This is a genomic window from Bradyrhizobium sp. RT6a (assembly GCF_040547675.1).
Lineage (GTDB): Bacteria > Pseudomonadota > Alphaproteobacteria > Rhizobiales > Xanthobacteraceae > Bradyrhizobium.
Genome location: NZ_JBEPQC010000004.1, coordinates 430,416 through 444,375, shown reverse-complemented (window position 1 = coordinate 444,375; position 13,960 = coordinate 430,416). Strand labels below are relative to the sequence as shown.

Below are 13,960 nucleotides of genomic sequence, written 5' to 3'. Positions count from 1 at the left end.
CCGGCCTGATATTTCCTCGCCCGTCGTAACCGTGCTTCGAGTGGGTATTGTTTGATGTTGAACATCGTGTCCAGCAAAGCGCGGGAGGAAGCGTCCATGTCGGCCAAGAACGGCTCCATCAAGCTCGTCGCCGGCAACTCCAATCCGGCTCTCGCGCAGGCCATCGCGCAGGGTCTCGACCTGCCGCTGACCAAGGCGGTGGTACGGCGCTTCGCCGACATGGAGATCTTCGTCGAGATCCAGGAGAACGTGCGCGGCTCGGATGCCTTCGTCATCCAGTCGACCTCGTTCCCGGCGAACGACCATTTGATGGAATTGCTGATCATCACCGACGCACTGCGCCGCTCCTCGGCGCGCCGCATCACCGCGGTGCTGCCCTATTTCGGCTACGCCCGGCAGGACCGCAAATCGGGTTCGCGCACGCCGATCTCGGCAAAACTCGTCGCCAATCTGATCACGCAGGCCGGCGTCGACCGTGTCATGACGCTCGACCTGCATGCCGGCCAGATCCAGGGCTTCTTCGACATCCCGACCGACAACCTCTACGCGGCGCCGCTGATGGTGCGCGACATCAAGGACAAGTTCGACCTCTCCAGGACGATGGTGATCTCGCCCGACGTCGGCGGCGTGGCGCGCGCGCGCGGCCTCGCCAAGCGCATCAACACCCCGCTCGCGATCGTCGACAAGCGCCGCGAGAGGGCGGGTGAATCCGAGGTCATGAACGTGATCGGCGACGTCGCCGGCTACACCTGCATCCTGATCGACGACATCGTGGACTCCGGCGGCACGCTGGTGAACGCCGCCGACGCGCTGATCGCCAAGGGCGCCAAGGACGTCTACGCCTACATCACCCACGGCGTGCTCTCCGGCGGCGCGGCCGCCCGGATCACGAACTCCAGGCTGAAGGAGCTGGTGATCACCGACTCGATCCTGCCGACGGAGGCGGTGAGCAAGGCGCCGAACATCCGCACGCTGCCGATCGCCAGCCTGATCTCCGACGCGATCGCGCGCACCGCGGCGGAAGAATCGGTGTCGAGCCTGTTCGACTGAGTTTCTTACCTCGCCCCGCTTGCGGGGAGAGGAAGTGCGAGCGTCTGCGTCCCTTACAAGGCAGCCCCCGGGTTGTTGCCAACGACCGCCCATGACATCATCCGATCCCGAGTCATCTCTGCCCTCTGGATGCCCGATGCCACGCCGGAAATTTGCCTGGGAGAAGCTGTCGGATGACGAGTTGCTCAAGCAACGCCTCTCCAGCCTGAGGGTTACGGTCGAGGGCACCTGGCTCGAGGACTGCGTCAGCACGCTCTACGAGGAGCTGGAAGAACGGGATATCCGGCTGCGGCCGCACACATGGATGTCGAGCGAATGGTTCAGTCCGGGCGGCGTTCCCGGCATCGCCATTCCGTTCTATCTCGCTCATCCCCGCCTGATGAAGCTCGAGAAGAAGATGATGTTCGACGTCGAGGGTGGAACCTGGCGCGAATGCATGGCCATCCTCCGTCACGAAGCGGGCCACGCCATACAGCACGGCTACCAGCTACAGCGCCGCCGGCGCTGGCAGCAACTGTTCGGCCCGTCGTCGAAACATTATCCGCGCTATTACCGGCCCAATCCGGCGAGCCGGCGCTATGTCCAGCATCTGCGGCTCTGGTACGCGCAGAGCCATCCGGACGAGGATTTCGCCGAGACCTTTGCGGTGTGGCTGCGGCCGCGCTCGAACTGGCGGACGCGATATGCCGGCTGGCCGGCATTGAAGAAGCTCGAATATGTCGACGAGCTGATGGGCGAGATCGCGGGAAAGCGGCCGCCGATCACGACGCGGGAGCGTGTCGATACGCTGGGTCGGCTCAGCCAGACGCTCGAAGAGCACTACAAGAAGAAGCAGGCGTTCTACGCCTTCACGCCCCCCAAGACCTACGACCGCGATCTCTCCCGGCTGTTTTCAGCCGATCCACGGCATCACCGGTCGAAGCCGGCTTCGGCCCTGATCCGGCGACACCGCGCCCATATCAGGCAGCTGGTGGCGCGATGGACGGGCGAGAATCAGCTTACACTCGATGCCGTGCTTGACGAGATGATCTCCCGCTGTCGCGAGCTCGACCTGCGCGCCGTCGGTCCTGAACAGAAGCTCGTTCTCGACTTCATCGTCCTCGTGACCGCCAAGACGATGCACACGATGTTTGGCCCGTCTCAGCGAAAATGGATCGCGCTATGAGACGCCTCCGCATCCTGGTCCTCATGCATCCGGACTTCCTGCCCCCGGACTCCTCCGACGGATACTCCGCACAGGAGATCAATGCGTGGAAAACCGAATACGACGTGGTGAGCACCTTGCGCGCAGCCGGCCACGAGGTTCGACCGCTCGGTGCGCAGGAGGAAATCAAGCCGGTGCGCGAGGCGATCGAGGAGTTCAAGCCGCACGTGGTTTTCACGCTGCTGGAGGAATTCCACAACAACGTCGCCTTCGACCAGCACATCGCGAGCTATCTCGAGCTGATGAAGGTCCCTTATACCGGGTGCAATCCGCGCGGCCTGACCCTGGCCCGCGGCAAGGATTTGTCCAAGACGCTGGTGCATCACCGCCGGATCGCCGCGCCGGCCTTTGCCGTCTTCCCGATGCGCCGCAAGGTGAAACGCCCGACGCGTCTTGCGCTGCCGCTGATCGTCAAGAGCCTGAACATGGATGGCTCGTTCGGCATCTCGCAAGCCTCGATCGTCGACACCGACGAAAAGCTGGCGGAGCGGGTCGCCTTTATCCACGAGCGGGTCGAATCCGCCGCCATCGCCGAGCAGTTCATCGAGGGGCGAGAGCTTTACGTCGGCGTGCTCGGCAACAACCGCTTACGCGTTCTGCCGATCTGGGAGTTGAAATTCGGCAGCATGGGCGGCCGCTCTTCACGGCACATCGCCACCGAGAAGGCCAAGCACGACACCGATTATCAGGAGAAGGTCGGCATCGTCGACGGGCCAGCGAAGGATCTGGCGCCGGAAGTGACCGCCAGGATCCAGCGGGCCGCGAAACGCATCTATCGGGCGCTTGGCCTCGACGGCTACGCGCGCATCGATTTTCGTCTCACCGCCGACGGCACGCCGTATTTCATCGAAGCCAATCCCAATCCCGAGATCGCGAAGAGCCAGGAGTTCGCCACGGCGGCTCAACATGCCGGACTCAAATATCCGGCCCTCCTGCAGCGCATCCTGGCCCTCGGAATCAGCCGCGCCAAGGCGGGGGTCTCGCTCGGCTGATGACGAACACGGCGGCGATCGCTCCTCATCCGTCGAGACGCGCTTCGCGCCACTAGGGATGAGGAATGGTCGTCGCGCGGCGTTACGCGATTCCCGCGGCGACCTGGCCGCGCAGGCGTTCGAGCCCGAGCAATGTCTCCGCACAGGCGGCCGCCACCTCGACGCCCTTGATCGCAAAATGCTTGCGGAAGAAATCGTAGTGCACCTCGGTTTCGTGGAATTGCTGGGGCGTCAGAACCGCGGAGAACACGGGCACCTCGGTGCGCAGCTGCACGTCCATCAACGCCTTGATCACGGTGTCGGCGACGAACTCATGGCGATAGATGCCGCCGTCGACGACGAGGCCGGCCGCGACGATCGCGGTGTAGCGCCGTGTCTTGGCGAGGATCTGCGCATGCAGCGGGATCTCGAACGAGCCCGGCACCTCGAATACGTCGACATGATTGAGGTGGCGCGCTTCCGCCTCCCTCACGAAGGCGATACGGGCCTCCTCGACCACGTCGCGGTGCCAGCAGGCCTGCACGAAGGCCACCCGCTGCGGTTTCGCGAAGCGCGGGTGCTCGGGCGCCGGATCCTGCGGAACCGGCGGTGGCGTTTGGGTTGGTTGGGAAATTTCGGCCTTGGAAGTTTCGGCTTGGGGGTCTTGCAACATCTGATTCATGGCTTTCCTCAGTTAAGGACCAGAATCAGGGCACACGGAACGACAACAGCCGCATCCTGCGATGCGTCTGCCACCGACCGTTCTCTTTCATCCGGACTTTAACCGTCGGCTTCGGAGTTGCACCGAATCTGCTGACCCTTCCCCTCAGCAAGGCTTTGAGGAAGGCGCTCGCGGGCTTAGGCCTTACGGCCCTTACCGCCGGTGGGGACTTTCACCCCGCCCTGAGAACATCGGCCGTCCGGAATGAACGGCCTGACCGAAATATGACGCCGGTTGGAGGCCGCGGCAAGCGGGTTCCGCATTGGAAAACCGCATGGTCCCATGCCGCCATGGCGGTCCAGTCGCCACGGCGGAATTAAGGATTGGCTGGCTAACGGCGAATCCGATTCCGGTTTGTTCTTCTCCGTCCGGTTCAGCCTCACCCGCGTTAATAATTGTGGCGGAGATGAGCTGTGGACGAACGAGTCCTGACTTGTGGACGGACTCGGCAGCCAGTTGCGCAGATTCCGCAAATCACATCAGTTGATCCGCGACAAGCCCGCGCTGATCCGAACGGATCGCCTTAGCAATATTAAGGGAGCGCGCGCCGGACCAACCGCGTGCGTATCAAAGACAACAAAAAGGCAAGAGGTCGAGACGGCATGTCCCTGCTCGAAGGCACTATCGATTCCAAGAACCATCCGCTCGCGGTGGTCGAGGATATCGCTGCCAGCAACAACTGGCCGTTCGAACGCTCCGGCGAAGACGAACTCACGATTGTCTCCAAGGGACAATGGACCGACTACCAGATCTCCTTCACCTGGATGGGCGAGATCGAGGCGCTGCATCTGGCCTGCGCGTTCGACATGAAGATTCCGGTTGCGCGGCGACCGGAGGTGCAGCGGCTCGTGGCCGCCGTCAACGAGCAGCTTTGGGTCGGGCACTTCGACCTGTGGACCACCACCGGCATGATCATGCACCGGCAGGCCCTGGTGCTGCCGGGCGGGCTCATTGCCTCCACCGGCCAATGCGAAGCCATGCTCGCCGGCGCCATCCACGCCTGCGAACGCTATTTCCCGGCGTTCCAGTTCGTGGTGTGGGCGGGCAAGTCCACGACGGAAGCCATGGACGCGGCAATGTTCGACACGGTGGGCGAGGCGTAAGCGCACTCTCCCGAGGCGGCGAGCGAGCCCAGCTTTCTCCATCGTCGTCCTAGCGAAAGCCAGGACCCATACCGCGAGGTCTTTGTGTAGCTCGCGATGCTTGTTGCCCTGCCATCCTTCCACTAGAACCAGCCGTGGTAATGGGTCCCGGCCTTCGCCGGGACGACGGCGGTGGCAACGGCTATGACGAGCAACAGCACTCTCGAGAACATCACCGGCACCATCCTGCTCGCCGGCGCGGGCAAGATGGGCGGCGCGATGCTGACCGGATGGCTTTCGGGAGGGCTCGATCCGCACCGCGTCGCGGTGATTGATCCGCACGTCTCGGCCGAGATCACCGCGCTTGCCGGCAAGGGGGTTGCGCTCAATCCTGATGTGACGACGGCGGGCCAGGTTGAGACGCTCGTCATCGCGGTGAAGCCGCAAATGTTCCGCGAGGCCGGCGCCAAGCTGAAGCCATTCGTCTCGGACAAGACCTTCGTGGTGTCGATCATGGCGGGAACCACGATCGCCTCGCTTCAAGAGATCTGCGGCGGCGCGGTGGTGCGCGCGATGCCGAACACACCGGCCGCGATCGGTCGCGGCATCACGGTGGCTGTCGCCGCGAACAATGTCAGCGCACAGCAACGCGCGGTCGCCGATGCGCTGCTACGCGCCACCGGCTCGGTCGAATGGGTCGAAGATGAGAGCCTGATGGACGCGGTGACCGCGGTGTCCGGCTCGGGCCCGGCCTATGTGTTTCTGCTTGCCGAAGAGCTCGCACGCGCCGGCGTCGAGGCCGGATTGCCCGAAGCGCTAGCGACAAAACTCGCGCGCGAAACCGTCGCCGGCTCGGGTGAACTTCTCCACCAGTCGGAGCTTGCCTCCGGCACGCTGCGCCAGAACGTCACCTCGCCCGGCGGCACCACGGCCGCGGCACTCGGCGTGCTGATGGGCGAGCCCGGCCTGCGCGATCTGATGATCCGCGCGATCGCGGCGGCGACGCAGCGGTCGAAGGAATTGGCGAAGTAGCTAGAGCGCGGGGCTATGTCGCCCCCAGCCGCTTGTTGAACATCGCGACATTGACGAGCCCGCGTGCGTGGCGGCCTTCGCCGAGCTTGCGCGAGCCCTCGAAGGCCTCGACCTCGAAGCGGATGACGCGGCGTTCGACTGCGAAAACCTTTGCGCTGGTCCGCACCGTCGCGCCGACGAGGGCTGCTGCAAGATGGCGGATATCGACCTCGGTGCCGACGGTGACCCAGCCGGGCTGAAGCGCGGCACGAATCGCATCGCCCGACGTCATCTCCATTTCCAGAATCATCATCGGCGTCGCATAGACCATCGGCATGCCGGGCACGAAATGCCCGACCGTGCGCTCCACCGGCACCACCAGCGTGCGCTCGGCGCTCATGCCGACCTTGATGAAGTCGCGTGCGTCCATGGAGCCTCCCTCGTCGTCCTGGACAAGCGAGCAACGCGAGCGCCGATCCAGGACCCATTACCCCGGCTGAAAATTGTTATGCGCGGTCTAAACCACGACCTGCTGCAACAACTGCCGCTTGGGGTAATGGGTCCTGGCTTTCGCCAGGACGACAGTTACAATTTGCAGCTTCAGCCGCCGCTACTTCTTCGCAGCCGCCGCGCGCTCCACGAACGTCTTGCCGCCCTTCATCTTGTGGCGGAGCGGGGCTTCGTTGATCTGGATGACGACGGCGTCGGCATCGACGCCGAGGTTCTTCACCAGTGCCTGGGTGATGTCGCGCATCATGCCGGCCTTTTGCTCGTCGGTGCGGCCTTCGGCCATGCTGACAGTGATCTCAGGCATTTTTCTCTCCCTTGGGGCCGAACACCGGCCATTGACGGGCGTCATCAAACAGGAGGTGGATGCCCGGGACAAGCCCGGGCATGCCGGCGTCAGCGAATGGCTAGCCCCAGCTCACGTCATGGCGCGCCAACACCTCGCGCACTTTGGCGACGAGGTCGGCCTCGCTGCACGAGAACTGCGCCGGGCGGCTCTCGCGCCATTCCTGGTTGGAAGCGATCGCGGCCGCCGCCTTGGCGCCCTCGATCAGATCCTTGATCTGCACCTCGCCACGCGCTTTTTCATCCGAGCCCTGGATGATGACGCACGGCGCTTTGCGGCGATCCGCATATTTGAGCTGGTTGCCCATGTTCTTGGGATTGCCGAGATAGAGCTCGGCGCGGATGCCGGCGCTGCGCAACGACGCCACCATCTTCTGGTAGTCGGCGACGCGATCGCGATCGAACACGGTGACGACGACGGGGCCGAACCCGGGCTTCGTGTCGAGCTTGCCGAGCAGCGTCAGCGCCGCCTGAAGCCGCGACACGCCGATCGAGAACCCGGTCGCTGGCACCGGCTCGCCGCGGAAGCGCGAGACCAGGCCGTCATAGCGTCCACCGCCGCCGACCGAGCCGAACCGGACCGGACGGCCTTTTTCGTCCTTGGTGTCGAGCAGCAATTCGACCTCGTAGACGGGACCGGTGTAATATTCGAGGCCGCGCACGACGGACGGATCGATCTTGATGCGGTCTGCGCCGTAACCCGACGCGGTGACCAGCTTGGCAATCTCTTCCAACTCGCTCACGCCGGCCTGACCGACTTCGCTCTTGGCGAGATAGGTTTCCGCCGCGGCGATCGCCTCTTTCCAATCGTCGCGCAGTTTGGTGATGGCGAGGACGACGTCAGCTTCCGACGCGCTCAAATTGGCGCCCTTCGTGAAGTCGCCCTTGCCTTCTTCGCCGCCATCCCATCTACCGGGACCGAGCAGTTTGCGCACTTCCTCGGCGGGAAACTTGTCGAGCTTGTCGATCGCGCGCAGCACGGTCAGCCTGCGGCCCGCGTTCTCTTCGCCACCGAGCCCGATTGCTTCCAGAACGCCGTCGAGCACCTTGCGGTTGTTCACCTTCACCACATACGAGCCGCGCGCGATGCCCAGCGCCTCCATCGTGTCGGCCGCCATCATGCAGATCTCTGCGTCGGCCGCCGGCGTTGCCGAGCCAACCGTGTCGGCATCGAACTGCATGAACTGGCGGAAGCGGCCGGGGCCGGGCTTTTCGTTGCGGAAGACGTAGCCGACGCGATAGCTGCGATACGGCAGGACAAGGCCGTCGGTCCCGTAGCGCTCGCCGACGTACCGCGCGAGCGGCGCGGTCAGATCGTAGCGCAGCGAGATCCACTGCTCGTCGTCGTCCTGGAACGAGAACACGCCCTCGTTCGGACGATCCTGATCGGGCAGGAACTTGCCGAGCGCGTCGGTGTATTCCATCGCCGGCGTTTCCACCGGCTCGAACCCGTAGAGCTCGTAGACGGCGCGGATCTTCTCCACCATCTCGCGCGTCGCCCGGATCGCGGCGGGATCGCGATCCTCGAGCCCGCGCGGCAAGCGCGCCTTCAGTTTCTGCGGTTTTTTGGGTTTTTCGGCCATGCGCGGCATTTACCAGCCGACGCGCGAAGCGGCAACTGCCGGTTAGTTCCTTACGGCTGCTCCATCCGTGCCCGGAGCGCATCCGCGTCCGCTTTCGGCAGCGACTTCAGCGTCGGCTTGATGGTTTCGCCGCCGACGATCTTGTCGTTGCGCATGAACATCCAGTCCGAGATGTCAGCTTCAGTGAATTCGACCTTGTCGCCTGCCCGCTTGCCGGGCAGATCGCGTGGCTCGTTGGCGAAGAGGCCGGAATAGGCCCCATTGGGTAGCTTCTTCACGTCGGCCATCCAGATATGCTCACCGCCTTTGCGGGTCGAAAAGTGCACCTTCAGGGCATGCCCCGTTTCCGACGGCTTCGGCGCCTCATAGGAGGCCCAGAAGGTCGGCAGCGTGCCGCGGGCGCGCGCGATCGCGGTGTTCATCTCCGGATCGGTGGTGCGCACGTCGACGACGGGCGAACGGCCCTCAGCAGAGACGTCCGGCTTGGGGCCGATGGTCAGAATGCCGAATACGGTGATGCCGGTGACCGCGGCAAGAACCACCCATTTCAGGGACTGGGGAAGAGTGGATGTCATGATCGCGATGTCCAGGTATTCGAGGTCTCGGACTTTGTCGTACGATCATCGTGTCGCGTTCATTGCGCCTCTCTCTCCCCGCGAGCGGAGAGAGAAAGGGGGCAAAAATCAAGACAGATTGCGGATCCAGTTGTGCGGATCGTTGGTGCGGCCGTACTGGATGTCGACGAGCTGCTTGCGCAGGCCCATGGCGACCGGGCCAGCCGCGCCGCCGCTGATCTCGAAATCGCCGCTCACCGAGCGCACCGTGCCGATGGGCGAGATCACGGCGGCGGTGCCGCAGGCAAACGCCTCCTTCAGCTTGCCGCTTGCCGCATCCTTGCGCCATTGGTCGAGCGAGTACGGCTCCTCGCGCACGGTCTTGCCGGCGTCCTTGGCCAGCGCGATGATGGAATCGCGGGTGATGCCGGGCAGGATGGTGCCGAGCGGCGGCGTCGAGAGCGAGCCGTCGTCGAACACGAAGAACACGTTCATGCCGCCGAGCTCCTCGACATAGCGGCGCTCGATCGCATCGAGGAAGACGACCTGATCGCAGCCGTGCTGGATGGCTTCAGCCTGGGCGCGCAGGCTTGCGGCATAGTTGCCGCCGCATTTGACGGCGCCGGTGCCGCCGACCGCAGCGCGCGTGTAATTCTCCGAGACCCAGATCGACACCGGCGCGGGGCCGCCCTTGAAGTAGGAGCCGACCGGCGAGGCGATCACCGCGAAGATGTATTCGGACGACGGCTTGACGCCGAGGAAGGTCTCGCTCGCGATCATGAACGGGCGCAGGTAAAGGCTGCCCTCGCCGCCCGGCATCCAGGCGCGGTCGATGCGCACGACTTGCTCGACCGCCTCGATGAAGACGTCTTCGGGAAGCTGCGCCATCGCCATGCGGTCGGCCGAGTCCTTGAAGCGCCGCGCATTGGCATCGGGGCGGAACAGGTTCACGCCGCCGTCGTCGCGCTTGTAGGCCTTGAGGCCTTCAAAAATTTCCTGAGCGTAGTGCAGGACGGCGCCGGCCGGATCGAGCTGGAAATTGGCGCGGGCCTCGACACGCGCCTCGTACCAGCCGCCCTTGGCCTGGTTGTAGCGGACCACCGCCATATGGTCGGTGAAGACCCGCCCGAAACCGGGGTCCACCAGCTTGGCGACCCGATCCTTCTCGGGGATCGGATTGGATGCGGGCTGGATGTCGAATTTCATGCTCATGTCCTTGCCTCCCGCTGCCGGTGGCGGCGCCGTTCTGGCACCCGCCTGCCCTGATTTGGGCCCGGCTGGCTCGATTGGTTTCTGGCCGGACCGCCGCCAGCCTTGTTACGGCCGGTTTCCGTGGCCAGCATGTCACCGAGGACATGCTTTTGCGGAAGACGGAAGTCCAGTATGTTTTGCCGAAATGCCGTTCGACAATCGCACCGTAGATCTGCTCCGGCCGTCGCCGCCTGTCTGGCCCCTGTGCGGCCGCCTTGCTTCGAATGCCCACCCGATGCGAGACGATCTAAAATTTCGTACGGGCCGATCGTTTTGTAACATTCAAACCAAGATACGTCAAGATGCCTGACATAAATTTCGCGACTCCTTCTCAAGACGCTGCCGGGCCGCGGCCGGCCGCAGACGACGGAGGCAATTTGCGCTGGGATATCATCGAACTGCTGTTCTTCGCCTATCGCGATTTCGTCGGCGATCCCGACCAGGAGCTGGAGGCATTCGGCTTCGGCCGGGCCCATCACCGCGTCATGCACTTCGTCTATCGCTATCCCGGCCTCAAGGTCGCCGACCTCCTCGACGTCCTGCGCATCACCAAGCAATCGCTCGGCCGGGTGCTCAAGCAGCTCCTGGACGAGGGCTATATCGTGCAGAAGACCGGCGACAATGATCGCCGCCAACGCCTGCTGTTTGCGACGCCGAAGGGCGAGGCGCTGGTGCAGAAGCTCGCCGGTCTCCAGACCACGCGCATCACCAAGGCACTCGCCGAGATGGCGCCGCAGGATGCCGAGACCGTCAAGCGCTTCCTGCGCGCGATGATCGACCGCGACGATCCGGATAAGGTGCTCGAGACGATCTTTGCCACCGTCAATCAGGACAAGGAGTGACCGTGCCGCTCGCTGCCACGCTCGCACGCCCGCCGGCACGCCCCGCCGACGATGCTCCGCATCTCCTGCTGGTCGACGACGACCGCCGCATCCGCGACCTGCTCTCGCGCTTCCTTGCCGGCGAAGGCTATCGCGTCTCGACCGCGGCCAGCGCCAGCGACGCTCGCGCGAAGCTGATGGGCCTGCACTTCGACCTCTTGATCCTCGATGTCATGATGCCCGGCGAGACCGGCTTCGATCTCGCCCGTTTCATCCGGACCTCGTCCTCGGTGCCGATCGTGATGCTGACGGCGCGGCACGAAGCCGAAGCGCGCATCGAGGGCCTGCAGATCGGTGCCGACGACTACGTCGCAAAGCCGTTCGAGCCGCGCGAGCTTGCGCTGCGCATCAACAACATCCTCAAGCGCGCCGCGCCGCCGCCGCAGGCCGCTGCAGTAGAGAAGATCGCGTTTGGCCCGTACATCTATCACCTCGACCGTGGCGAACTGCGCCAGGGCGAAGACGTCATTCACCTGACCGACCGCGAGCGCGAGATGCTGCGGATTCTATCGGAGACACCGGGCGAGACCGTGCCGCGCAGCGCGCTGACCGGCAATGGCAGCGTTAACGAGCGCGCCGTCGACGTGCAGATCAACCGCCTGCGGCGCAAGATCGAGACCGATCCCGCCAATCCGCTGTTCCTCCAGGCCGTGCGCGGCATCGGCTACCGGCTGGTAGCCTCGCCATAAAAAGTGAAGCGCCACCGATGAGCACGATCGATACCGGCCTGACGCTTTTGAAGAGCGCCGCCGGCCGCGTCTCCGCCGCCAATGGCTGGATGGGCAACGCGTTCAAAGGCTGGATGCCGACCGGCCTTTATGCGCGTGCGCTGCTGATCATGATCGTGCCGATGGTGATCCTGCAATCGGTCGTCGCCTTCGTGTTCATGGAGCGGCACTGGAACACGGTGACACGGCGCCTGTCGGCCGCGGTGGTACAGGACATCGCCGCGCTGATCGACGTCTACAAGGGCTATCCGCAAGACCGGGATCGCGACCAGATCCGCCGCATCGCACAGCAGCGCCTCGGCCTCGTCGTCGATTTCCTCCCGGCCGGCGACATGCCGCCGCCGGGACCAAAGCCGTTCTTCTCGCTGCTCGACCAGACGCTGTCGGTGCAGCTCGGCCGCCAGATCGGGCGCTCCTTCTGGATCGACACGGTCGGCCGCTCCAACCTTGTCGAGATCCGGATCCAGCTCGACGACGCCGTGATGCGCGTGTTCGCGCAACGCAGCGCCGCCTATGCCTCGAACTCGGAGATTTTCCTGTTCTGGATGGTCGGCACGTCCTCGATCCTGCTGATCGTCGCGGTGCTATTCCTGCGCAACCAGATCAAGCCGATCCTGCGACTTGCCGATGCCGCCGAAAGTTTTGGCAAAGGCCGCGAGGCACCGAACTTCAGGCCGCGCGGCGCACGCGAGGTACGGCGCGCGTCGGTCGCCTTCCTCGAAATGAAGTCGCGCATCGAGCGGACGATGGAGCAGCGCACCGCGATGCTCGCCGGCGTCAGCCACGATCTGCGCACGATCCTGACGCGGTTCAAGCTCGAGCTGGCGCTGATCGGCGACAGTCCCGAAATGGAGGGCATGCGCAAGGACGTCGACGAGATGTCGATGATGCTCGAGGACTACCTCGCGTTTGCCCGCGGCGATTCCGGCGAGCAGTCGCAGCCGACCGACATGGCCCAGGCGCTCGAGGAGCTGCGCAGCGACGCCGAGCGCCACGGCCACACGGCGACCGTCGCGTTCAACGGACTGCCCGTGGTCACGGTGAAGCCGGCCTCGTTCAAGCGCTGCCTCGCCAACCTCGTCACCAACGCCGCCCGCTACGGCAAGAGCATCGCCATTACCGGCCAGCGCGATCACCGTTATTTGACCGTCACGGTCGACGACGACGGACCGGGCATTCCCGCGCACTTGCGCGAAGAAGTGTTCAAGCCGTTCCTGCGGCTCGACAACGCCCGCAATCAGGACGAAGGCGGCACGGGTCTTGGCCTCGCGATCGCCCGCGACATCGCCCGTTCGCACGGCGGCGACATCACGCTTGGCGACAGCCCGATGGGGGGATTAAGGGCGAGCGTGCGGATACCGGTGTAGGCGCCTCTTCACCTCGCCCCGCTTGCGGGGAGAGGTCGAATTCGATCGCTGATCGAATTCGGGTGAGGGGGTAGAGGTCCCTCAACAATCGCACGTGTGGAGAGAGGCCCCTCACCCCATCCCTCTCCCGTAAGAACGGGGCGAGGGAGCGCACCGGCCGCGCGGCACCTACTTCGGCAACAGCGCCTTCAGCTTGTCCATGTCGCGCACGTTCATCTTGAAGCCGCCGGGCATCACGATATCGCCGGGCTTCTGGTCCGGCTTGCAGGCCCCCAGCCATTTCGCTTCAAGCTGCATGGTCGTGTCGCGGCCTGCCGCGCCGGCGGCGCCGCCTTGCGCGTGCGACGACGTCTTCACCGTATAGGCCGAATTGAAATCGCCTGATATCTCAGCATGCGAGGTCGTGCTGATGCCGGCGACGTTGCACTCGGAATCGCTGACATAGCCAGTCGCGGTTTTCTTGATGTCCTGCTTGGCGCAGATCTGCTTGGCCATCGGGGAGACGTTGTTGTTCATCTCCTTGTCGACGGTCTCGTCGGTGCAGTGCTGCATGGTCATCTCGGGCACCGGCGTGCTGGTCCTGACCATTTTCAATTCCCACAGGCCCGCCTTGCGCACCGGCAGGTCTTCAGCGCGAGCGCTGCCTGCCGACAGGACGAGGCAAAGTGCGGAGCCGAGCAAAGCGAGCTTGCGCGTCATGTGGGA

The 13,960-nt window shown here is 64.4% G+C and carries 15 protein-coding genes and 1 riboswitch; of the genes, 8 read left to right on the top strand and 7 right to left on the bottom strand.

Translation table 11 applies throughout. The features are described 5' to 3' along the window. Nucleotides 1-96 precede the first annotated feature (96 nt). The 3 genes from ABIC03_RS23900 (at nucleotide 97) to ABIC03_RS23890 (ending at nucleotide 3,246) form a co-directional block, all read left to right on the top strand. Nucleotides 97-1,050 (top strand): ribose-phosphate pyrophosphokinase, encoded by a 954-nt coding sequence (locus ABIC03_RS23900; RefSeq protein ID WP_007596822.1) that lies wholly within the window; start codon nucleotides 97-99, stop codon nucleotides 1,048-1,050. Between the two features lie 136 nt (nucleotides 1,051-1,186). Next, complete coding sequence (locus ABIC03_RS23895) at nucleotides 1,187-2,215, top strand: putative zinc-binding metallopeptidase (RefSeq protein ID WP_354061563.1); 1,029 nt, start codon at nucleotides 1,187-1,189, stop codon at nucleotides 2,213-2,215. After that, nucleotides 2,212-3,246: a D-alanine--D-alanine ligase family protein gene (locus ABIC03_RS23890; protein ID WP_354061561.1), complete on the top strand. Its 1,035-nt coding sequence runs from the start codon at nucleotides 2,212-2,214 to the stop codon at nucleotides 3,244-3,246. Before ABIC03_RS23895 ends, ABIC03_RS23890 begins: the two co-directional genes overlap by 4 nt. An 82-nt stretch (nucleotides 3,247-3,328) precedes the next feature. Here ABIC03_RS23890 and ABIC03_RS23885 read toward each other — a convergent pair whose 3' ends face one another. After that, nucleotides 3,329-3,907, bottom strand: coding sequence for a 6,7-dimethyl-8-ribityllumazine synthase (locus ABIC03_RS23885; RefSeq protein WP_275172448.1), 579 nt, complete (start codon nucleotides 3,905-3,907; stop codon nucleotides 3,329-3,331). Nucleotides 3,908-3,982: 75 nt separating this feature from the next. Further along, a riboswitch (FMN riboswitch) is annotated at nucleotides 3,983-4,140 on the bottom strand. A gap of 408 nt (nucleotides 4,141-4,548) precedes the next feature. Between ABIC03_RS23885 and ABIC03_RS23880 the strand changes: the two genes are divergently transcribed. Beyond that, entirely contained in the window at nucleotides 4,549-5,049 is a 501-nt protein-coding gene (locus ABIC03_RS23880; protein ID WP_018453509.1) for a type III secretion system chaperone family protein, read from the top strand. Between the two features lie 183 nt (nucleotides 5,050-5,232). Beyond that, nucleotides 5,233-6,060: a pyrroline-5-carboxylate reductase gene (proC, locus tag ABIC03_RS23875; RefSeq protein ID WP_354061558.1), complete on the top strand. Its 828-nt coding sequence runs from the start codon at nucleotides 5,233-5,235 to the stop codon at nucleotides 6,058-6,060. A 13-nt stretch (nucleotides 6,061-6,073) separates the two neighbouring features. Here the strand turns inward: proC and ABIC03_RS23870 are convergent, their stop codons facing one another. From ABIC03_RS23870 to ABIC03_RS23850, 5 genes are all read right to left on the bottom strand, one after another. Then, nucleotides 6,074-6,469, bottom strand: a complete 396-nt coding sequence (locus ABIC03_RS23870) for a thioesterase family protein (RefSeq protein WP_354061556.1) — start codon at nucleotides 6,467-6,469, stop codon at nucleotides 6,074-6,076. A 180-nt stretch (nucleotides 6,470-6,649) separates the two neighbouring features. Continuing rightward, nucleotides 6,650-6,898, bottom strand: coding sequence for a tautomerase family protein (locus tag ABIC03_RS23865; RefSeq protein WP_354062018.1), 249 nt, complete (start codon nucleotides 6,896-6,898; stop codon nucleotides 6,650-6,652). 55 nt (nucleotides 6,899-6,953) lie between these two features. After that, nucleotides 6,954-8,474 (bottom strand): histidine--tRNA ligase, encoded by a 1,521-nt coding sequence (hisS, locus tag ABIC03_RS23860; protein WP_354061554.1) that lies wholly within the window; start codon nucleotides 8,472-8,474, stop codon nucleotides 6,954-6,956. Nucleotides 8,475-8,524: 50 nt separating this feature from the next. Continuing rightward, nucleotides 8,525-9,049 carry a YegJ family protein gene (locus ABIC03_RS23855; protein ID WP_275172444.1) on the bottom strand — a complete coding sequence of 175 codons (525 nt, stop codon included), beginning with the start codon at nucleotides 9,047-9,049 and terminating at the stop codon, nucleotides 8,525-8,527. 108 nt (nucleotides 9,050-9,157) lie between these two features. Next, nucleotides 9,158-10,240 carry a branched-chain amino acid aminotransferase gene (locus ABIC03_RS23850; protein ID WP_354061552.1) on the bottom strand — a complete coding sequence of 361 codons (1,083 nt, stop codon included), beginning with the start codon at nucleotides 10,238-10,240 and terminating at the stop codon, nucleotides 9,158-9,160. A gap of 341 nt (nucleotides 10,241-10,581) precedes the next feature. Here ABIC03_RS23850 and ABIC03_RS23845 point away from each other — a divergent pair, with 341 nt between their 5' ends. From ABIC03_RS23845 to ABIC03_RS23835, 3 genes are read left to right on the top strand one after another with little or no spacing between them, the layout of a single operon-like run. Then, nucleotides 10,582-11,121: a MarR family winged helix-turn-helix transcriptional regulator gene (locus ABIC03_RS23845; protein ID WP_007596846.1), complete on the top strand. Its 540-nt coding sequence runs from the start codon at nucleotides 10,582-10,584 to the stop codon at nucleotides 11,119-11,121. Continuing rightward, on the top strand, nucleotides 11,118-11,849 hold the full coding sequence (locus ABIC03_RS23840; protein ID WP_275172442.1) for a response regulator: 732 nt from the start codon (nucleotides 11,118-11,120) through the stop codon (nucleotides 11,847-11,849). Before ABIC03_RS23845 ends, ABIC03_RS23840 begins: the two co-directional genes overlap by 4 nt. Before the next feature lie 17 nt (nucleotides 11,850-11,866). Continuing rightward, nucleotides 11,867-13,255, top strand: coding sequence for an ATP-binding protein (locus ABIC03_RS23835; RefSeq protein ID WP_275172441.1), 1,389 nt, complete (start codon nucleotides 11,867-11,869; stop codon nucleotides 13,253-13,255). 168 nt (nucleotides 13,256-13,423) lie between these two features. On the opposite strand, the gene ABIC03_RS23830 is transcribed toward ABIC03_RS23835, so the two are convergent. Further along, nucleotides 13,424-13,954, bottom strand: coding sequence for a DUF3617 domain-containing protein (locus ABIC03_RS23830; protein WP_354061549.1), 531 nt, complete (start codon nucleotides 13,952-13,954; stop codon nucleotides 13,424-13,426). Nucleotides 13,955-13,960: the final 6 nt, after the last annotated feature.